18 protein-coding genes and 1 riboswitch are annotated in these 20,203 nt (G+C 67.3%); of the genes, 7 read left to right on the top strand and 11 right to left on the bottom strand.

Annotated elements, in window-relative coordinates; genetic code table 11:
* Nucleotides 1-606 precede the first annotated feature (606 nt).
* Complete coding sequence (locus KDW55_RS22910; protein ID WP_212161081.1) at nucleotides 607-2,400, bottom strand: ExeM/NucH family extracellular endonuclease; 1,794 nt, start codon at nucleotides 2,398-2,400, stop codon at nucleotides 607-609.
* Between the two features lie 342 nt (nucleotides 2,401-2,742).
* Nucleotides 2,743-2,879, top strand: a riboswitch (yybP-ykoY riboswitch).
* Between the two features lie 121 nt (nucleotides 2,880-3,000).
* Here KDW55_RS22910 and KDW55_RS22905 point away from each other — a divergent pair.
* On the top strand, nucleotides 3,001-4,011 hold the full coding sequence (locus KDW55_RS22905; protein ID WP_040139093.1) for a sodium:calcium antiporter: 1,011 nt from the start codon (nucleotides 3,001-3,003) through the stop codon (nucleotides 4,009-4,011).
* A 174-nt stretch (nucleotides 4,012-4,185) separates the two neighbouring features.
* Nucleotides 4,186-4,554 (top strand): hypothetical protein, encoded by a 369-nt coding sequence (locus KDW55_RS22900; protein ID WP_040139092.1) that lies wholly within the window; start codon nucleotides 4,186-4,188, stop codon nucleotides 4,552-4,554.
* 83 nt (nucleotides 4,555-4,637) lie between these two features.
* Here the strand turns inward: KDW55_RS22900 and KDW55_RS22895 are convergent, their stop codons facing one another.
* The 3 genes from KDW55_RS22895 to KDW55_RS22885 form a co-directional block, all read right to left on the bottom strand.
* A complete protein-coding gene (locus KDW55_RS22895) occupies nucleotides 4,638-5,558 on the bottom strand; it encodes a LysR family transcriptional regulator (protein ID WP_040139091.1) in 921 nt (306 codons plus the stop codon).
* Nucleotides 5,559-5,693: 135 nt separating this feature from the next.
* Nucleotides 5,694-7,154 (bottom strand): FAD-dependent oxidoreductase, encoded by a 1,461-nt coding sequence (locus KDW55_RS22890; protein WP_040139090.1) that lies wholly within the window; start codon nucleotides 7,152-7,154, stop codon nucleotides 5,694-5,696.
* A gap of 169 nt (nucleotides 7,155-7,323) precedes the next feature.
* Complete coding sequence (locus KDW55_RS22885) at nucleotides 7,324-7,668, bottom strand: cupin domain-containing protein (protein WP_040139089.1); 345 nt, start codon at nucleotides 7,666-7,668, stop codon at nucleotides 7,324-7,326.
* A gap of 198 nt (nucleotides 7,669-7,866) precedes the next feature.
* Here KDW55_RS22885 and KDW55_RS22880 point away from each other — a divergent pair, with 198 nt between their 5' ends.
* The 3 genes from KDW55_RS22880 to KDW55_RS22870 all read left to right on the top strand — a co-directional run bounded on the left by KDW55_RS22880 (nucleotide 7,867) and on the right by KDW55_RS22870 (nucleotide 11,372).
* Nucleotides 7,867-8,754: a helix-turn-helix transcriptional regulator gene (locus KDW55_RS22880; RefSeq protein WP_059549038.1), complete on the top strand. Its 888-nt coding sequence runs from the start codon at nucleotides 7,867-7,869 to the stop codon at nucleotides 8,752-8,754.
* A gap of 155 nt (nucleotides 8,755-8,909) precedes the next feature.
* Nucleotides 8,910-9,860, top strand: a complete 951-nt coding sequence (speB, locus tag KDW55_RS22875) for an agmatinase (protein WP_069242559.1) — start codon at nucleotides 8,910-8,912, stop codon at nucleotides 9,858-9,860.
* A gap of 30 nt (nucleotides 9,861-9,890) precedes the next feature.
* Nucleotides 9,891-11,372 (top strand): aldehyde dehydrogenase family protein, encoded by a 1,482-nt coding sequence (locus tag KDW55_RS22870; protein ID WP_212161083.1) that lies wholly within the window; start codon nucleotides 9,891-9,893, stop codon nucleotides 11,370-11,372.
* Between the two features lie 67 nt (nucleotides 11,373-11,439).
* Here the strand turns inward: KDW55_RS22870 and KDW55_RS22865 are convergent, their stop codons facing one another.
* From KDW55_RS22865 to KDW55_RS22855, 3 genes are all read right to left on the bottom strand, one after another.
* Entirely contained in the window at nucleotides 11,440-12,252 is an 813-nt protein-coding gene (locus KDW55_RS22865) for a methyltransferase domain-containing protein (protein WP_069243478.1), read from the bottom strand.
* Between the two features lie 433 nt (nucleotides 12,253-12,685).
* Nucleotides 12,686-12,886 carry a hypothetical protein gene (locus tag KDW55_RS22860; protein WP_069242556.1) on the bottom strand — a complete coding sequence of 67 codons (201 nt, stop codon included), beginning with the start codon at nucleotides 12,884-12,886 and terminating at the stop codon, nucleotides 12,686-12,688.
* A gap of 30 nt (nucleotides 12,887-12,916) precedes the next feature.
* On the bottom strand, nucleotides 12,917-14,245 hold the full coding sequence (locus KDW55_RS22855) for a DUF3422 domain-containing protein (RefSeq protein WP_040139084.1): 1,329 nt from the start codon (nucleotides 14,243-14,245) through the stop codon (nucleotides 12,917-12,919).
* Nucleotides 14,246-14,407: 162 nt separating this feature from the next.
* Between KDW55_RS22855 and KDW55_RS22850 the strand changes: the two genes are divergently transcribed.
* The gene (locus KDW55_RS22850) at nucleotides 14,408-15,283 is read left to right on the top strand and encodes a LysR family transcriptional regulator (RefSeq protein ID WP_040139083.1); all 876 of its coding nucleotides are present in this window, start codon (nucleotides 14,408-14,410) and stop codon (nucleotides 15,281-15,283) included.
* Nucleotides 15,284-15,313: 30 nt separating this feature from the next.
* Here the strand turns inward: KDW55_RS22850 and KDW55_RS22845 are convergent, their stop codons facing one another.
* Together KDW55_RS22845 and KDW55_RS22840 are read right to left on the bottom strand one after the other, a co-directional pair.
* Complete coding sequence (locus KDW55_RS22845; RefSeq protein ID WP_212161085.1) at nucleotides 15,314-15,880, bottom strand: hypothetical protein; 567 nt, start codon at nucleotides 15,878-15,880, stop codon at nucleotides 15,314-15,316.
* Between the two features lie 113 nt (nucleotides 15,881-15,993).
* The gene (locus KDW55_RS22840) at nucleotides 15,994-16,356 is read right to left on the bottom strand and encodes a hypothetical protein (protein WP_059549032.1); all 363 of its coding nucleotides are present in this window, start codon (nucleotides 16,354-16,356) and stop codon (nucleotides 15,994-15,996) included.
* A gap of 438 nt (nucleotides 16,357-16,794) precedes the next feature.
* Between KDW55_RS22840 and KDW55_RS22835 the strand changes: the two genes are divergently transcribed.
* Nucleotides 16,795-17,382 (top strand): methyltransferase domain-containing protein, encoded by a 588-nt coding sequence (locus KDW55_RS22835; protein ID WP_040139080.1) that lies wholly within the window; start codon nucleotides 16,795-16,797, stop codon nucleotides 17,380-17,382.
* 44 nt (nucleotides 17,383-17,426) lie between these two features.
* Here KDW55_RS22835 and KDW55_RS22830 read toward each other — a convergent pair whose 3' ends face one another.
* Both KDW55_RS22830 and poxB read right to left on the bottom strand, forming a co-directional pair.
* Nucleotides 17,427-18,017 carry a methyltransferase domain-containing protein gene (locus tag KDW55_RS22830; RefSeq protein WP_212161148.1) on the bottom strand — a complete coding sequence of 197 codons (591 nt, stop codon included), beginning with the start codon at nucleotides 18,015-18,017 and terminating at the stop codon, nucleotides 17,427-17,429.
* Between the two features lie 258 nt (nucleotides 18,018-18,275).
* The gene (gene poxB, locus KDW55_RS22825) at nucleotides 18,276-19,997 is read right to left on the bottom strand and encodes a ubiquinone-dependent pyruvate dehydrogenase (protein ID WP_212161086.1); all 1,722 of its coding nucleotides are present in this window, start codon (nucleotides 19,995-19,997) and stop codon (nucleotides 18,276-18,278) included.
* Between the last annotated feature and the right edge of the window lie 206 nt (nucleotides 19,998-20,203).

Below are 20,203 nucleotides of genomic sequence, written 5' to 3'. Positions count from 1 at the left end.
TTACGACATGACAAAAATAGGCGGTGCTGCGCCGCGTTGTCAAAGATCATTCCGGTATTAAAAAATCTTCGATAATGCAAATGGGGCGCAGTGTCTGGATTCTGAAAGACAATCAGATTGAGCGCATCGCCGGCGCGGCACAGGCCGTTTCGTATCCGAGACTGGCGCTTGAGACCGTGTGGCGTGGCGATTTACGGAGTCGGGTAGTTCGCGCGCAGGATCCCTTCAAAACGACAGGATTTTTCTTTCATTTTAATTATCCCGAATCGATTAGCGCGAATCGTCGAATAAAGCCGGCACGATCCATAAAATACCGATTCAAACGGGCCGCTCAATACTCGGCGGAATTATTTACACAACGCCGGAATGGGTACGCTATCTGCGCCAAATGCGCACTGACGACGACTACACCGTTATTCGCAATGAATACGCGCCGATTCGTACCCCGCAGTGCGGACTGCATTGCGACAATCGCGAATCGGCGCGCTATCGCTATTCGCGCAGAGAACGGAAAACGCCGCGTGAGCGAGCGGCGAAGCCGCTGCTCACGCGCCGACATGCGGCTGACGCCGCACGCCGTCCTTCAACGGCTCCAGCTTGCGGCGCTCAGCGCCCGCCGCCCGGCAGCGCGATATCGATCAGCACCGGATCGTGATCCGACGACCGATACGCATCCGGCGCGTAGTACGTCTTCTGCTGCTCGGCCGACTTATACGCGAGCGTGTACTGCAGCGCGAGCGGTTCGTCCGCGTTGATGTGCCATTCGTGCACGGCCTTCACGTGCGACGCGAGCGGCAGCGATGCGAGCGCGTGATCGAGATAGCCGGCTTCGCCGTTGTACACGTAGCTGTACGCGTTCGCGCCGATCCAGCGCGCGACGAGATTGCGGTAGCCGCGCGATTCGAGCAGGCGGATCGGGTCTTCAAACGTGTAGCTGTTGAAATCGCCGATCAGCAGCGTGCCCTGCCCCGCGACGCCTGTCGGCGCACCCGCGAGCCAGTCCGCCAGCTTCGCGGCCGCACGCGTGCGCGTCGGGTTCCAGCAGCCCTGGCCGTCGCCCTGGTCGAGATCGTCGTTTGCCGCGTCCGGGCAGTTCTTCGACTTGAGGTGGTTGACCGCGATCGTCAGCGCCTGCTTGCCGCCGACGCGGCGGAACGATTGCGCGAGCGGCTGGCGGTTCTTGTCGTCGATCGCGAGCGTTGCCGCGCGGCCGACCGGCTCGACCGTCCGGCTGTCGTAGATCATCGCGACCGCGATCGCATCGCCGCCCAGCCGCGACGTGCCCGGATCGACGACGCGCCAATGACTGCCCAGCTTTGCCGCGAGCTGACGCACCGCGCCGAGTTCGCCGTAGCCGTTGTTCTGGATTTCCATCAGGCCGATCACGTCCGCGTTCAACGCCTTCAGCGCGCTGACGATCTTTGCTTCCTGACGCTGGAATTCCTGGTAATTCTTCGCACCGCGGTTGTTCGGATCGTCGAAGCCGCCGCCGAGCCCGTTGCCGTTGAAGTAGTTGAGCACGTTGAACGATGCGACGCGCAGATTCGCTTTCGGATCGCGCGCCGGCGCATTGGTGCGCGGGTTCGAACGCGTGTCGAACGCCGGCGCGGCCGCGCCCGGCAGCGGCTGCACGCGCCAGGCGCCGTACCGCACTTCGAGCACGCCTTCGACGTCGCGCACCGTATAACCCGAGCGCAGCGTGTTCGCAGCCGACAGTCCCGGCGCCGGATACGGGACGCTCGCCGGGTTCTGCTTGTTGGAGCCGTCGTCGAGGATCAGCCGGTTGCGTGCGTTCGCTTCGATCTGCGCTTGCGCCTGCGACGGCGGCGCCACGCTCGTCGGCGTGCGCAGGCGGCCGTTGCTCAGCATCACGCTGCCGTAGCGGCCGAGCTCGTAGTTCTCGGTGACGGTCAGCGTTTGCGGCAGGCGCACTCGCATCCCTTCATACGCGGCGAACGTGGCCGGGCTGTCAACCGGCAGCGTGAGCGTCGCCGGCGTGACCGTCTGCCCGTTCGCGCACACCGCGATCGCGCCGGCCAGCGTGAGTTGCGTCTGCCCGTATTTCTCCTCGACCTTGCCCGTCACGTGCACGAGATCGCCGGCCTGCGCGCGCGTTTTCGGCGCATAGACGAACAGCCCTTCGGACACGCCCGGCTGATTGCGGCGCTGCGCATCGGCCTGCTGGACGAAGAAGCCGCCGAAGTCGGCGGTGACGACCGCTTCGATCGATACGTTCTGCCCGGCGAGCGGCGACGTCGCGCCCGGCCCCTGAATGTCGGCGATCGGCGTCGTGCTGCCGCCGCAGTTCGGGCTGACGGGGGCGGCCGTGGCGGCGAAGGCCGGATCGGTCAGCATGGGCAGCAGCAATAGCGGGGCAAACAGGCGGATTGTCGAGCGCATGACGGGGAATCCCGGTTGTGAGGATGGCGAAAGCTTAACGGCGTTCGGTGACAGTTGTTAGTAACCAAAAGATAGGGGTATGTAATTTGCTCTGCCGTTTTTGCGATCCGCCGTTCGCGCTCGCCGGTGCGCTCGCCGGTGCGCTGTCCGGTACGTTCTTCTGTGCGTATTTCGGTGCGCTCCCGATGCGCTCCCCGGTGCGCGCGTTCGGGCGCGCGCTTCGGCAGCCGCGCTGCCGGCCCGCCGCCGCATCGCATCGTGAAGCGCCGACGCGCCGGTTGCTCCGCCGCACCGGCCGCCGCGCCCGCAGGCTTGCCGAAAGCAGCCGCCTCCGCTAGACTGCCGTTCGTCTTTGGGGAGTAGCCTGCTTTCCTTCCCCGGAAAGCGAACGCGTCAACACACTCGGCCTGCGGCCGTGGCGCGTTCGGCCGAATCGGTCTGGCGAGACCATCGACGCATCGCGTCGTTCCTGGTCGGACGTCGGCAGATGCGTCATGGTTCGTCAACGTCCGACCACGGAGTCCCCATGTATCCCGTTGCCTTCCCTTCCCGTTTCGCGACTTCCACGATCGCCCGCGCACGCGCCTGCGGAGGTGCCGCATGACGTTGATGCTCGTCGAACTGGCGTTCATGCTGCTCGTCATCCTGGTCGCCGCCGAACTCTTCACCAACGCGCTCGAACATCTCGGTGAACGGCTGAAGATCTCCGAAGGCGTGACCGGTTCGCTGTTCGCGGCGGTCGGCACCGCGCTGCCCGAAACGATGGTGCCGCTGCTCGCGCTCGCGGGCGGCACGTCGAACGCGGCCGTGAACGAGGAAATCGGTGTCGGCGCGATTCTCGGCGCGCCGCTGATGCTCGCGACGTTGACCACCTTCCTGATGACGCTCGCGGTGATAGGCTCGCGCGGGCTCGGCGGTACGATTGCGCCCGAGCGCACCGGCTTCGTGCGCGACCTGAACTACTTCATCGCCGCGTTCGCACTCGCGACGATCGCGATGTTCGTCCCGCATCACGTGTGGGCCGTCCGCGCGCTGCTCGCCGCGATGCTCGTCGGCATCTACGCGCTGTACGTCGTGATGACGTTCCGCGCGTCGACGCAACTCGTCGATGCCGGGCACGGCACCGAAGCGCCGCACGCGATGTTCCTGTCACGCGTCGGGCTGCCGACGAACCTTGCGACCATTGCGCTGCAGCTCGCAATCGGCGTCGCGCTGCTCGTCGGCGGTGCGAAGGGCTTCATTCACGGCGTCGAGGGCGTGTCGCATCTGCTCGGCATCTCGGCGCTGCTGCTGTCGCTGATCATCGTGCCGATCGCGACGGAGTTGCCGGAGAAGGTCAACAGCGTGCTGTGGATCCGCCGTCGGAAGGACACGCTCGCGTTCGGCAACATCACCGGCGCGATGGTATTCCAGGGCACGCTGCTGCCGGCGATCGGCATCATGCTGACGCCGTGGGAGCCGCGCCCGGAAGTGTTGACCGGCGTGGTCATCACGCTCGCCGCGGCGGTCTGGCTGCGCGTCAATGCGCGTGCGCGCGGGCTGGCGATCTGGGCGCTGCTCGCGAACGGCGCCGGGTATGCCGGTTATCTGTTCGTGACGCTGACGCGCTGAGAATCGCGAGCTGCGCGTCGGGCACGCGACGAACGCGCACGGCGCGCGACGACCGGCTGCGGCGGGCCGTCCGCGTCGCGCGCGCGTTTCGGCCGGGTCCGCAGCGCGCGACGCGCATCGTCATGTCGAAGCGGGGCCCGCGCCGCCCCGATAACCCACATCGAGAGAAACATCATGGAACTACACGCGACCGTCGGTGCTGCAACGTTCGACGTCGACGACGACGAAAGTTGCGCGAACATCTATTGCCACGATCCAAAGCAAGACTATTGCTTCTCGCTGCTGCGCTTTCCGGACGACTCGACGATCGAGGTGATGGTGCGCGACCAGCTCACCGCGCACGTGCAGGATCTGTCGGTGCGGCTGACGGGCAACACGCTCGAAGTCGAACTCGATGAACGCACCGCCGCGCGGCTCGACGGCAACACGCGTTACGTGATCCATCTCGCACCCGGCGACCACGATCCGGTGGTACTGCGCGCCGCACTGAAGGAGATCTTCGACGGCAAGAACGGATATCGCGACGAACGCACAGCCGTGTAAGCCGCGCGGCCGATAGACCGACAGCGCCGCGCATGGCTCACCGCTCACCGCCCGCGCGTCGCAACGCAGTGCGCCGCGCCGCGCTACGCGGCGAGCGCCGCCGTCTTGACGTTGAACGCGCGCAGCAGGTCCTCGCGGAACGCGTCGACGATCGGCTTGCCGTTCGTACTGCGCTTCATCGCGAGATGCAGCGGTACGTCGAAACTGAACGTGTCGCGCCCGACGGCCTTCACGAGGCCGCGCTGTTCGAACGGCTCCGCGTAGTGTGCGGGCAGGTAGCCGAGATGCCCGCCCGACAGGATCAGGATCGTCGCGGCTTCGATGCTGTCCGCGCTCGCGGTCACGCGCCGCTCCGGCAGCGGATACTGCTCCTCCGGCACCGGATACGTGCGCCAAACCCAGTCGTGCGCCTGGAGGTCGTCCGCCGACACCGGGCGCGCCGCATGAAAAAGCGGATGCCCGCGGCCGCAGTAGATCACCTGCTCCTCGGTAAACAGCGGCGTGTAGTCGAGGCCCGGCACGCGATGCCAGAAGTAGCCGATCGCGAGATCGAGCTGATTGTTGACGAGGCTTTCCTCCAGCTCCTGCGGCGACGCAACCTTCATCGCGAACGTGACGGCCTGGTCGCGCTTGCGGAACGCGCCGATCGCGTCGGCCACGCGGGCGTTCTCGACCAGCGGCGCCTGGCCGATCAGGCCGATCGACAGCGTGCCGACCAGCTTGCGGTCGATGTCGCGCACGCGTGCAACGAACTCGGACGTCGCGGCGACCAGCGTGCGCGCGGTGGCCGCGAACCGTTCGCCCTTCGACGTCAACCGAAAGCCGCCGCGGCCGCGATCGCACAGTTTGAAGCCGACGCGGGCTTCGAGTGCGGACAGCTGCGTGCTGATCGTCGATTGCCGCACGCCGAGCGACGCTTCGGCGGCGGTGATGCCGCGCGCGTCGACGACGGCCAGAAAGACCCGGATGAGCCGGAGGTCGAGATCGGTGGTATTCGAGAACATGCTTCAAACCGCTGCGCATGCGCGCGTTGTCGGGCCGGCGCGATACCCGGCCGCGCTCGCCGATGGACCGGACCGGACGCGCGCCGCCATCGGCAACGGCACACGCCATACTCGTCGTTCACCGACGACCGTCGCTTACATCGGGAAGCCCATCGCCTTGATCCCGTTGATCCACGCGCGCTTCCAGCCGCCTTCGGCATCCGCGCCGTCGAACGCGTGGAACGTGATCTTCGCGGCGACCCAGCGCACCGGCTCGGGCGGGATGTAGCTCGGGCTCTGGTTCGCGATGTCGAGCTTGCGCTCCGGACTGTCGCGATCGAACAGGATGTTCAGCCCCATGAACGCGCCGAACCGGCTCGCCGCGACGCCGAAGCCCGTATAGCCGGCGACGAACACGGCCTTGCCGCCGAGATAGCGCTTCGCGAACACCGAGCCGCGCGAGCAATAGTCGATCGGGCCGCCCCACGCATGCGAGAAGCGCACGTCGCCCAACTGCGGGAACGTGCGGTAGAACGCTTCCGCGAGCCGGTAGTAGGTTTCGCGCCGGCCGTCCTGATGCGGCTCCGGATCGCCGTCGAAGTGATAGCTGACGAGCCCGCCGAAGATGATGTTGTTGTGCTTCGTCAGCCGGAAATAGTTGAGCTGCGTGCGCGTGTCGTACACGCCCTGGCGGTTCTGCCAGCCGATCCGCGCGAGCTGCTCGTCGGTGAGCGGCTCGGTCGCGAGCACGTGGTCGCGCACCTGCATCACGCGACGATTGATGTCGGCAATGCCGACCTTCGCGGTGCCGCTGCCGAACACGACGCGCGGCGCGCGCACGCTGCCCTTCGGCGTCGTCACGTAGACGGTGCTGCCTTCATCGGCCACGGTCGTCAACGGCGTGTTCTCGTACAGCTTCACGCCGAGTTGCAGCGCAGCCCGCTTGAGCCCCCAGGCGAGCTTCGCCGGATGCACGATGCCGCTGCGGTTGCGCGACCACAGCGCGCCCGCGAACAGCGGCGAATTCAGTTGCTCGAGCGTTTCTTCGCGGTTCAGCAGCACGACGTCGTGCCCGTATTCGCGATGCAGGTCGTAGTCGCCCTTCAGGTGCGCGACGTGCTCGGGATCCACCGCAACCGTCATCTCGCCGTTCCACTCGATGTCGGCGTCGATGTCGTAGCGCTTCAGCGTGTCCTCGAAGCCGTCGAGGTTGCGATGGCCGAATTCCTCGAGTTGCGCGATGTCGTTCGGAAACACGCGCACCGCGTTCGGCAGCCCATGCATCACCGACGTCGAGATGATCCCGCCCGCGCGGCCCGATGCGCCGTGCGCCACCTTGCCGGCCTCGATCAGCACCACGTTCAGGTGCGGCATCTGTTCCTTCGCCTGCACGGCCGCCCACAGTCCGGTGAAGCCGCCGCCGACGATCAGCAGGTCGGCCGTCACGTCGCCGGCGAGTTCCGGTTCCGCCGCCGGCGCGGCCGGGTTGTCGAGCCAGTACGGGAACAGCTTCGTGTTCGCGAGCGCGTCGGCCGCACTCAGCGTAACCGGCGCCCGGCGCGTGGCCGGCGCGTGAGCCGGTGCGGCCCGTGTTGCTTCGTTGACTTCCATTTCCATGTTCCCCGCCCTTTCCGATGATCGACGCGCGTGCACCGCACACCGCGATGCGTGGCGTCCCCCGAAACGCGGCCGACGCCGCTTGCGCTCGATCGACGCTGCAACTGCGGCCGCCGCCGCGCACTGGCCGCGTCGAACCGACGACGGCGCACACGCGGCAGCTCCTCGCTCACGACTTCTCGAGCAGCACGTAGAACTTCTTCGCGTCCTCGATCGTCTCCCAGCGGCCCGCAAAACCGGCCGGCAGCAGATAGCCGTGGCCCGGCGTGAATTCCTTCCGATTGCCCTCGACGTCGGTCAGCGCGATACGTCCCTCTACGAGCCACACCGCCTCGTCCGCGGCAGTTTCCGGGAACTCCACCGAGCCCGCCTTGCCTTCCCACCAGCCGATGACGTAATTGCCGCTCTTGCCTTCGGCCGCGCGCCAGTCGCTCTCGTCCATCCCGAAGTCGAGCTTCGTGAATTCGCCGATGCCTGCGCCGAGCGGCAGGATGTCCTTGATCAGTTTGGTCATCTGGATCGTTGTCTCTCGATTGAAAAAAGCAGAGACAAAGTTACTGATTTACACTGCGCCGGTATGCCCCCCTTCGGGGGGGACAAACCGCGTTTTTCGGGCGCGATCGAGCTGGAGCCGGACGTGCCGGTATTTCCCCCTACTGACGTTCGAAGCCGCACCCGCTAGAATCGCGCCCGATTTTCACCGGGGAACCGCATGCTGCTCGACGTGAACCCCTTCCACCGCGACGCCGACCGTTTCAACGTGTCGTTCAAGGCGCTCGGCGAACTGATCGAGACGGTCGGCACGCCGCACTTCGTGCCGCGCCTCACGCAATTGCTGAACGAAGTCGTGCCGCTCGACGTCGCGCACGTCGAACGTTCGCGCGTCGACGGCTCGATGCCGACCGGCTATCGCTGCGAATGGATCGGCAGCAGCGGCATCGGCACCGCGACCGCCGAAATCTCCGACGTGATGACGCTCTATTACGAGCGCTTCCTCGACAGCGATCCGCTGTTCGCGGGCCTGCGCGGCAAGACCGGCACGATGCTCGTCGTGCGCGACATCGCCGCGATCCCGCCCGGCGAATTCCGGCAGCGGATATTCGACGACGTGCGCATCGGCCACGAATGCGTGCTCGCGCGCGGCACCCGCTACGCGCAGCACTCGATCGCGCTGGAACGCGGCCGCGACCGGCCGCCGTTCACGCTCGCCGAAATGAACCGCTTTCGCAGCATCAGCGACGTGCTGTTCCCGCTGCTCGAACTGCATGCGTCGACCACCGCCGCGCGGCGCGTCGCGCATCCCACGCCCGAAGCGCACCCGCTTGCGCAATTCGATGCGCGGATCGCGGCCGACAACATCAAGCTGTCCAGGCGCGAATATGAAACCTGCAAGCATCTGATCTCCGGCAAGACCGTGCCGGAAACCGCCGCCATCCTCGGTGTGCGCGTGGCGACGGCCGAGTCATACGTGAAGCGCGCATTCGCGAAGCTCGGCGTGCGCACGAAGCGCGAGCTCGCCGCATGGGGCTCGACGGCGCCGGCATTTCAGGCCAACGCGGCGCACGATGCCGCGGGCGCGCCGCCCGCCATCGCCGGATGATCGCGTTTGTTGCCCGCTGACGCGCGCACCGCGCCGATGCGGCAACGCCGCTCGCATCGAGCCTCGTCGATGTAAACGTTGCGACTTCGAAATCTTCCCGCTCACCTTCTCCACTACCATCGGCAATCGCTTTTCAGCCAACGAGGAGACGGCTCATGCACCGGGAATTGAACCAGCCGACGGGCGGCAACGAGATGCCGCGCTTCGGCGGCATTGCCACGATGATGCGGCTGCCGCAAGCCGCGACGGCCGACGGCCTCGACGTATGCTTCGTCGGCGTGCCGCTCGACCTCGGCACGTCGAACCGCTCCGGGGCCCGCTTCGGCCCGCGCCAGATCCGCACCGAATCCGTGCTGCTGCGCCCTTACAACATGGCGACGCGCGCCGCACCGTTCGATTCGCTGCAAGTCGCCGATATCGGCGACGTCGCGACCAACCCGTACGATCTGAAGGATTCGGTACGCCGCATCGAGCAAGCGTACGACGAGATCGTCGCGAACGGCTGCCGGCCGATCACGCTCGGCGGCGACCACACGATCGCGTGGCCGATCCTGCGCGCGCTGCACCGCAAGTACGGCAGGGTCGCGGTCGTGCACGTCGACGCACATGCGGACGTCAACGACACGATGTTCGGAGAGAAGATCGCGCACGGCACGCCGTTCCGCCGCGCGGTCGAGGACGGGCTGCTGCAATGTGACAAGGTCACGCAGATCGGCCTGCGCGGCACCGGCTACCACGCGGACGACTTCGACTGGTGCCGCGCGCAGGGCTTCACGGTCGTACAGGCCGAACAATGCTGGAACACGTCGCTCGCGCCGCTGATGGCGCAAGTGCGCGAACGCGTCGGCGACACGCCCGTCTATCTCAGCTTCGACATCGACGGCCTCGATCCGTCGTTCGCGCCCGGCACCGGCACGCCGGAAATCGGTGGGCTGTCGGTGCAGCAGGGTCTCGAGATCATTCGCGGCATGAAAGGGCTGAACATCGTCGGCGCGGATCTCGTCGAAGTATCGCCGCCGTACGATCCGACCGGCACCACCGCGCTCGTCGGTGCGAACCTCGCTTTCGAAATGCTCTGCGTGATGCCCGGCGTCGCGTACCGCTGAACCCTCCATTCGTCCGACAGGAACATCGTCATGTCCGCTTCCGAGCTTTCACCTTCCGCCGCGACGCGCGTGCTGCCCGCCGCACACATCGCCGGCAAGCCCGTGCGCACGCATTCGGACGAGGCCCGCGCGCCTATCTTCAACGCGTCGACCGGCGAGACGATCGGCTGGCAGGAGTTCGCGACGGCCGCGCACGTCGACGCCGCGGTCCGCGCCACGCGCGACGCATTTGCCGGCTGGCGCGACACGCCGCCTGCCGAGCGCGGCCGGCTGCTCGCGAAGATCGCCGAACGCGTCGAAGCCAATCGCACGCACCTCGCGGCGCTGCAGATGCAGGTCAGCGGCAAGCCGCCGTTCGAAGCCGATGCGGACGTCGGCGACGTTGCCGCGACGTTCGCTTACTACGCGACGCTGTGCGAAGACGCCGCGCTGTTCGCGGCCGAACCGGTCGCGCTGCCGAACGACGCGTTCGCTGCCGAACGCTTCCACGACGCGGTCGGCGTTGCCGCGCTGATCGTGCCGTGGAACTTCCCGATGGTCACGACCGCGTGGAAGCTCGCGCCCGCGCTTGCCGCCGGCTGCACGGTCGTGCTGAAGCCGTCCGAACTGACGTCGCCTGCCGAGCACGCGCTGCTCGACCTGATCGCCGAAGCCGGCGTGCCCGCCGGTGTCGTCAACGTCGTCAATGGCGGCGCCGAGATCGGCGCGGCGCTGACCGCGCATCCGCTGATCGACAAGATTTCGTTTACCGGCAGCACGGCCGCAGGCCGCAAGGTGATGCGGGCAGCGGCCGACGACATGAAGCGTGTGACGCTCGAGCTCGGCGGCAAGTCGTCGCTGATCGTGCGCGACGACGCCGATCTCGACGTCGCGGTGTCGCTCGCCGTCGCCGGCGCGTTCACGAACGCGGGCCAGATGTGTTCGGCGACCGCGCGCATCCTCGTGCACGACAGCCTGTACCGCAGTTTCATGGCCGCATTCGAAACGGCCGTGCGCGCGCTCGTCGTCGCGCCGCCCGCCACCGAGCAGGTTGCGATGGGGCCGATGATTTCGGCCGCGCAGCGCACGCGCGTCGAGTCGATGGTCGCGCAAGGGATCGCGGCGGGCGCGCGCGTCGCGTTCAGCGGCCGCGTTGCCGACGCCGGCGGCGACGGCTTCTTCATGGCGCCCGTCGTGATCGCGGAACCGGCAGCCGACAACCTGCTGTGGACGGACGAAGTGTTCGGGCCGGTCGCGTGCGTGAAGTCGTTCCGCACCGATGACGAAGCGATCTCGCTCGCGAACGACACGCGCTATGGGCTCGTCGCAACCGTCGTCACGCGCGATGCGGCGGCGGCGAAACGGTTCCAGGTGCGCGTGCGTGCCGGACTCGTGTGGATCAATGCGCCGCAACTCATCTATCCGCATGTGTGCTGGGGCGGCTTCGGGCTCAGCGGAATCGGCCGCGAACTCGGTGTGACGGGCCTGCGCAGCTATCAGGAGCTGCGTCACGCAATGCGCTCGGTCGATTGACCGGGCGGTTGGCTAGATCCGCGAGCGATGCGGTCGCGCGGATTTGGCATCCGCAACCGGCGCACCGTCATCCGGCCGCGACGATCACGTGCGCCTGGATGTTGCCGGCCACCGGCCCGTCGCCGTGGCGCGCCGCAATCGCTTCCGTCGCGCGATCCATCGCGAGCTGAACCAGCGCGGGATCGCGCGACACGATTTCGTCGTATAGCGGCGTGCCTCGACAATAAGCGGTTGCGGCATCGCGCGCGGATGGCGCCCGGCTCGTTTTCTCGCGCGTCGTGATATCGACGTCGATGAAACCTGCGCGATGCAACTCGTCGCGGATCAGCACGACATCGTGATAGCCGTGCGGCGTGCGGGCGAGGAATCGCGGCGGGTCGTGCGGAAACAGCGCGGCGATCGCCGCGGTGATTTCGTCGGCGAACGCGTTTTCGTCGATGCGGTCCCAGACGCTGAAGACGAAGTGCCCGTGCGGCGCCAGCACGCGCCGCGCCTCGGTGTAGCCCGCCACCCGGTCGGGAAAGAACATCGCGCCGAACTGACAGCAGACGACGTCGAACGACGCATCGTCGAACGGCAGCGCGAGCGCGTCCGCCTGCAGCCATTCGATACGGCCGTCGGGCGCTTGCCTGGTGACTGCGTAGTCGAGCATCGACTGGTTGAGGTCGGTCACCACGTAGTGTGCATCGGGGCCGAGCCGCGGCGCGAGCAACCGCGTGACCGCGCCGCTGCCGGCCGCCGTTTCGAGCACCGTGCGCGGCGCAAATCCGGCGACGAGCGCGGCCACGTCGGCCGCATACCCGTCAAAGATCAGCGGGACCATCAGCGTGTCATAGAACGCCGGAATCGAGCCCGCGAATACGTTGTCGCGATCGATCATGACTGCCCCCTTCGTTCGCGCATGCGTTTCGCCACGCGCGCGACCATCCCGGCGCGCGGCGGGCTTCATACATGATAGGCGCTGGAACGACGGCACGTGGCCGGCGACGAACGAATGCCGGGCATTCGTTGTGACCGCAGGCCGGCTCGGTACTCGATGCGTGCGAGGATTGACGCCGATATCCCGCACAATCGGCCGCCGAACGTCGCCGCACCGGGGAAGCATCGTGCAAGCGCAGCAACGCAGGCACGAACGGGCGCGCTGCGCGCCGCCGCCGCGCAGCGCGGCAATCGCGCCGCAACCAGAACACCATCCGATAGCGAAAGAACGCAGGCCGGCCACACCGCCGACACGATGCGTGCTGCGCCGGCGCCCGGCACGCGACTCGCGCGGCGCACCGCACGATGTTGAATCGCCGTGCAGCCGACGCGCGTCAGTTGTACCCGAGAATCGCCACCGCCGCGACTTCCGGCCGATCCATCGTCCCGCCGACGAGCGACGTCATCGGCTCCTGCAGCACCGCCTGATACGACGTCACGTACGCTTCTTCCGGCACGCCGGATTCATCCCGAACCGTTTGATCGAATGCATCGAGGCCGGTGAAAAACTCGGCTTGTGCTGGCGAAAAAGTCATCTCCACTCCTTTCGATATGTCGTTGATGTTCTAACTTGCCTGCTTCATCGCCGCCGCGTGCACGGCCGGCGCGCAAGCGCGCTCATGCGCCGCTTCCGCGTGCGCGAGTTGCGCGCGCGTGCGCCGCGTGATGTGAATCACCGCGAACACCACCGGCGCAATCAGCAGGCCTTCGGCCAGTTCGGGATCGACCGGCAGGTTCATCACGTGCAGCGCCTTGAATGCCGCGGTCGCGAGCGACAGCACGTAGTACGAAATGGCCGCCACCGACAGCCCTTCGACCGCGTGCTGAAGATGGAGCTGATTGCGCGCGGTGCGCTCCATGCCGGCCAGCAGCCGCGTCACGTCCTTTTCCTGCGCGAGATTCACGCGTGTGCGCAGCAGGTCGACCGCGCGGGCGATTCGCGCGGCGATCTGCTCGTGCCGCGCCCACACGCTGCGGCACGTTTCCATGGCCGGCGCGAAACGCCGCTCCATGAATTCCGCGATCGTCGGCATCCCTTCGATGCGCTCCTCGCGCAACTCATGGATGCGTGCCAGCACCAGCTTCTCGTATGCGCGCGACGCGCTGAAGCGGCCGCCGGCGCCCGACAACGCCTCGACCCGCACCGCGAGATGCGTGAGCTTCACGAGCAACGCCGCGTCGTCGCCGTCGGCGCCGCTCGCGTCCATCCTCTGCATCAGCGCGTGCAGCGCCGCATGGATCTCGTCGAGTTCGCGGCTCATCTGCCGCGCGACCGGCAGCGCGAGCAGCGCCATCATCCGGTACGTCTCGATCTCATGGAGACGCTGCAGCAGACGGCCGCCCTGTTCCTCGCGAAAATCGTCGTCGACCACGAGAAAGCGCATGAACCCGTCGTCGCGCACGTGCCAATCGCAGAACACCTTGCCGCCGCCGAGCACGTTGCTGCCGACGAGTGCGGGCCCGTCGATCCAGCGGCGCAGGTCTGCGCACACGAGCCGTGCAGCGTCGCCGGACAACAGTTCCATCCGCACCGCGACGAAACGAATGCCCGCGAGCCGCGCGAACCACGCGGCCGGAATCCCTTCGATCGCCAGATCGTCGAAATAGCCGGTGTCGCGGCGCGGCGCAACGAACGTGAAGGTCGAGAATTCGGTGTGGCGCTCCCACTTCAGGTGCCAGCCGCACGGCGACTGCGCTGCGTAGTGAGTCGCCCCTTCGTGCGGCGCGGCCATGCCGGTGTCGCGGCACAGCGCTTGCAGCAGCGTTTCATGGATGTCAGGTTGGCCGTCCGTGTAGATCGCGTAATGCGTGAGCGACACGGCTTCGGCGATCCGCAGGAATGGCCTGGCATGCAATTCCGCGGCCAGCGCGGCGCGCAACGGATGATCGATCATCGGTACACCACTCTTCTCTGTTCAACGCTGCCCGCCTGGCAGGCCGGCGCGATTGCCGCGCCGCATCGAGCGATACGGGCCGGCTTGATTCCACTATGGCAGACACACAGCGACAATAAAAACGCATAATGCTGATCGTTACATTCAGTTTTCCTGATACCGATGAAGATGCTCGATCACGACGTGCTGGCCACCGTCGTCGCCGTCGCGGAAACCGGCAACATGACCCGCGCCGCCGAGGCGGTGAACCGCTCGCAGTCCGCCGTGAGCATGCAGATCAAGAGCCTCGAGGACGCGATCGGCCGCCCGCTGTTCGTGCGCAAGCCGCGCAGCATCGTGCTGACGCGCGAAGGCGAGGTGCTGTTGGGATTCGCCAGACGAATGCTGGCACTGCGCGACGAAGCATGGGCGGCCGTCGTGCGGCCGGAAGTGACCGGCAAGGTGGTCATCGGCGTGCCGGACGACTACGCGTCGTCGCTGCTGCCGTCGGTGCTGAAGAAGTTTTCGGCGACCTATCCGAAGGTCGAGATCCAGGTGATCGGGCTGCCGAGCAGCGCGCTCGCGCCGCTGTTGAAGGACGGCACCGTCGATCTCGTGTGCGGCACGCGCATCAAGGGGTTGTCCGGCGACTTCATCCGCCACGAGCCGATGGCGTGGGCCGCGATGACGAACGGCCCGCGCGTGTGGGAAGAACGGCCGTTGCCGATCGCGGTGTTCATGCCGGGCAGCGTCGCGCGCGAGAATGCGATCCGCAGCCTCGAACGCGCGAAGCTGCCGTTCCGGACTTCGTATGAAAGCCCGAGCCTGCTCGGGCTGCTCAGCATGGTCGAGGCCGGCCTGGCCGTCGCGCCGCTTGCACGCTGCGCGATTCCCGCGCAGTTGTCGATGCTCGGCCGCTCGCACGGGCTCCCCGATCTGCCGCCACTCGAACTGATCCTCGCGCGCAGCACGAAATCGAAGCGCCCGCCGTGCGACTTTCTCGCGGAACAACTGATGGAAGACCTGCAACGGCAAACCGGCCAGGCCAGCGACGCGTGAACCGCGCTCGGGCACGCGCCGCGTGCGTCGTCACGAACCACCGGGTTGCGAACGGCCGGCCGTCAGCAACGCGGCGTTGACGATACCCGCCACCGTGTCGACGAGCGCTTCCAGCGTGTCGCCGTGCACGTGCCGCCCGGCGGCCGGAATGCATTCGTTGCGGCGGCCGCCCCAACCGGAGCCTGCCGTCACCGACAGCGTCGCGCGGAACCGGTTGCCGTGCCGCCGGCCGAAGATGCCGACGCGCTGCTCGCCCATATACGCCTGCTCGGGCAGGAACAGCCGGATCTCGACTCCGACCTGATCGGTGTCGCCGGCGCGCCCATTCTCGTCGACCGTCGGCGCGAACACCTTCGCGACGCGGAACGTCACGTGCGAATCCCACGCGGCCAGCGGGCCGCCGGCCGCCTCGACACGTTCGATGTCGACCGACCATTGATGACGATCCGGCAACCGGATCGCCTGGCGCAGCAGCACGTCCGCCGCGCGAACCGTCACCAGCAACTGCCGGGCAAGCTGTCTGCTCGACGGCAGCGTCACCACGCGCACGCGACGGCTGGCGGGGCGCGCGGTGTGTACTTCTTCTGTGAGGTACATGGATCCTCCTTGTCGAAGGCCAGCGCCGCGTACGACGCGGCGCACAAACGTCCGCCGCCCCGGCCGACGGACAGCGCGGCAGCCGGTGAAGCGACGGCGGATCGTACGAGCAATCAGCGTGCCTCGTCCGAGATGCGTTGGGGGCCGGACGCCGACGCGCACGCGACCCGCCCGATCAGCGCACCGGCCTGTTGCGCGATCAGCGTATGCAGCGTGAAGCCGAGATCCTGCGGCGCGATGTCGAATTGCACGTGGACCGAATCGCGCACGACGTGCGCACAGGCGACGTACACACCGAGCGGCGAATGCAGCAGCGCCGCCAGCCGGGCGGGCGCGCGCAGGCCGGCATCAGCGGTCAGCGTGACGGACATCTGCAGGCGCGACGGGCGCGGCAGCGGGACGACGAGGCGGCCGGCGCCGACCGGCACATGGCGGCCGGCGACGTCGGATGCGGGTCCGGGATCCATTGCGGTCATGGTGCTGGAGGGAAGGCTTCCCCGGCTGTTGGACACACCGGCAGCTTAGAAAGCACGCCCTAAATACCGTGCAAAAAAACGGCGTTGCGGTGCAAAAAACGGCATGCGATGCAAGGGCCGTCGTTCGGCGGCGCGCCAACGGGCGATTCGGCTGCTTGCAAGCGTGCACGATGGCGGGCGACGCGCAGGTGGCGGATCGAACGTCGCGCGCATGCGCGAAGCCGCCGTCGCCACTGCCTCGCCGACCGTCGCCGCGCCGAGCGATACAAGACCGGCCGTCAACCGGACGCGGATGCCGCGTCGCTCCGCGGGCGCGCGCGGTCACGTCGCCGCCTGCACGACGGTGCGCGCGATGCGCGCCCATTCGGCGATCCGCTCCAGGCGCTTGCCGAAAGCGGCACGTCGCTTGCTCCCCATTCGCGGCAAAGGGGGACGACCATGACGACTCACCTCGGGCAATCAGGACTGCCGCGCGGCCTGGCCGGGCGTATCGCCGGCGGGATCATGCGTCGGCACAATCGGCTGGACAACGTGTGGACGTTATCGCTGTTGTCCCTCGGCGACAGCGATCGGGTCCTTGAAGTCGGCTTCGGGCCCGGCGACGCAATCAAGCTCGCCGCCGACATGGCCCCGTCCTGCCGGATCGCCGGCGTCGACCACTCGCTGACCATGCTTGCCGCGGCAAAGCGCCTGAATCAGGCGACCATCGAGCAGGGGCGCGTGCGCCTCGCACTCGGCTCCGTCGACGCGCTGCCGTTCGCGGACGGTACTTTCGACAAGGCGTTTTCGATCAACTGCATCTATTTCTGGCGCGCTCCGATGCGCGGCCTGACCGAATTGCGCCGCGTCGTCCGGCGCGACGGGATCGTCGCGATCACCGTCCGCGACATCGATCGGGCGCCTTACGATGCCCATCGGCCGGAAAAGCTCGCGCGGCTGATGACCGAAGCCGGTTTCGTGTCGGTGGCCGTGCAGCGCAACGGAACGCCGTCGCATCCTCTTGCATGCGTGCTCGCGACGAAATAACGGTCGGCCCGCACAGTCGAGCGACAAAAGCGCGGCGCGGCCGCTCACACCGGTTCTTCAATCGCGACCGCGTGCATCGTGACGATGCGTGCAGGCGGAATATTTGCCCATACGACGCGGCTGGCGGCGGCGGCAAATGCCGGATTACCGAGCGGACGACGTCCGGGCGGACGCAAATCGTACGTGAACTGAATCATGACGCCGTCGGCCGACAACACGCGACGACATTGATCGACGATCGCCGTCACGTCGTCGCGCGGCAGCGTGCGCAACGGCAGGCACGACACGATCGCATCGACCCGCGCATCCGGCGGCAGCAATCGCGCAAGTTGTCGGGCGTCCCCGGCCAAGATCGTGATGGCGGGAAAACGTCGGCGCAGATGCCGGACGAACGCGGGCGAGCGTTCCACCACGACCAGGCGCCGCGGCGCGACGCCGCGTTCGAGCAACGCGGCGGTGATCGCACCCGTGCCGCCTCCCAGTTCGACGACGAGGCCGTCGCCGTCAGGCGCCGCTTCGGCCATTGCGCGCGCCAGATGCCGCGAACTCGGGCACAACGCCCCGACCGCTGCCGGGCGGCCGACCCACTCGCGTACGAACAATGCCGACACGCGCACCGCATTCGGCCAGGTCATCGCCCCCCCCTTGCGCGTTTTCGCGTCCGGCTCCGGCGTGCCAACGACTGACGGCAACGGCGTTTCGACGACACGGGGTTTTCTCACGTGCATCCTCCTGGACGAACCATTGCGCCGCAGCGGGCGGCGATCAATCGATTCTAGGAAATGCAAACTTAACGCGACGTGAAGATTGTCACGGATTGCGTTGCGTGCAGGATGTCCGGGCGGCGGGCGAAACTGCGGCCATGAGCCCAGCGGCCGCGCCGCCCGGCAACGTCACCGCAAGTTGGTCCGAGCGAGTTCGACGATCTCGTCGCCGCGCCCGCTCAGGATCGCGCGCAGCATGAACAGGCTGAAGCCCTTCGCATGCGCGAGCTCGATCTTCGGCGGCATCGCGAGTTCGTACTTCGACGTGACGACGTCGACGACTGCCGGCCCGTCGTGCGCGAACGCGGTGCGCAGCGCATGCTCGACGTTCTCCGAATGTTCGACGCGCACGCTGAAGATCCCCGCGCCTTTCGCGATCGCCGCGAAGTCGGTCGGGCTCAAATCGACGTTCGTGTCGAGATAGCCGGCCGCCTTCAGCTCCATCGACACGAAGCCGAGCAGGCTGTTGTTGTACACGACGATCTTGATCGGCAACTTCAGCTGGCGTGCGGTGAGCAGGTCGCCGAGCAACATCGACAGTCCGCCGTCGCCCGACAGCGATACGACCTGCCGCCCCGGATGCGCGCCCTGCGCGCCGAGCGCCTGCGGCATCGCGTTCGCCATCGAGCCGTGATTGAACGAGCCGTGCAGCTGGCGTTTGCCGTTCATCGTCAGATAGCGCGCAGCCCACAGCGTCGGCGTGCCGACGTCGGCCGTGAAGATCGCGTCGTCGGCTGCGACTTCGTCGACGATCTTCGTCAAGTACTGCGGATGGATCGCGCGGCCCGGCGGCTCGGCCACCGCGAGATCGTCGAGGCTCTTGCGCGCGGCCGCGTAGTGCTTCAGCGCGTTCTCGAGGAAACGCCGCTGCGTCTTGCGCGTGAGGCGCGGCAGCAGCGCCGCGATCGTTTCCTTCACGGTGCCGACGAGCCCCAGCGCAAGCGGCGCGCGATGCCCGAGCTGCGAGCCCTTCCAGTCGATTTGCGCGACCTTCGCGTGGGTCGGATAGAACGGCCGGTACGGGAAATCCGTGCCGAGCATTAACAGCGTGTCGCACGACTCCATCGCGTGATAGCCGGAGCTGAAGCCGATCAGCCCCGTCATCCCGACGTCGAACGGGTTGTCCCATTCGACGAACTGCTTGCCGCGCAACGCATGCACGACCGGTGCGCCGAGCGTGTCCGCCAGCGCGACGACTTCGTCATGCGCGCCCTGCGTGCCGCTGCCGCACAGCAGCGTGACCGCGTCCGAGCCGTTGAGCAGCGCCGCGAGCCGGTCGAGATCGGCGTCCGCCGGCACGATCGACGGCGGCGCCGACTCGCTCCACGCAGGCGCTTCTTCCGGCCCGTCGCCGAGCGCGATGTCGCCCGGCAGCACGATCACCGCGACCCCGCGTTCTTCGATCGCGGTACGCATCGCGCGCGCGAGCACGCGCGGGAATTGCGACGCATTGGTTACGAGTTCCGCGAAATGGCTGCATTCGCGGAAGAGTTCCTGCGGATGGGTTTCCTGGAAGTAGCCGAGGCCGATCTCGGTGGACGGAATGTGAGCGGCGATTGCGAGCACCGGCTGGTGATTGCGGTGGCAGTCATACAGCCCGTTGATCAGGTGCAGGTTGCCGGGCCCGCAGCTGCCCGCGCACACCGCGAGCCGGCCGGCCGACGCAGCATCCGCGCCGGCCGCGAACGCGGCGCTTTCCTCGTGCCGCGTATGCATCCAGCGGATCGTGCCGAGCTGGCTCAGGCTGAACGACAACCCGTTCAGGCTGTCGCCCGTCACGCCCCAGATGCGTTCGATGCCCGCTGCCGCCAGCGTCTTCGCCAGGTATTCCGCCATCGTCTGTCTTGCCATGATGCCCTCGCTCGTTGATTGGTCGTCACACGATTGATCCGGCAACGTCAGCCGCCGCCGGTGACGGAACGAGCATACGCGATCGTGTCGCGCGGCGTCGTGACGATGCAGAACGTCCTGTGCGGCGGCCTGCGGCGCGGTCCGTCCCTGTCGGGAGCATCGTGCGGTCGTCGGCGGGATCCCTTCGCTTCGACCGCGCTCGAGCC

Origin of the sequence: Burkholderia sp. AU19243, from assembly GCF_018148075.1 — a bacterium.
Taxonomy (GTDB): Bacteria; Pseudomonadota; Gammaproteobacteria; order Burkholderiales; family Burkholderiaceae; genus Burkholderia; species Burkholderia latens_A.
The sequence above is the reverse complement of the archived record's forward strand: the minus strand, read 5'-3'. Positions and strand labels throughout refer to the sequence as shown.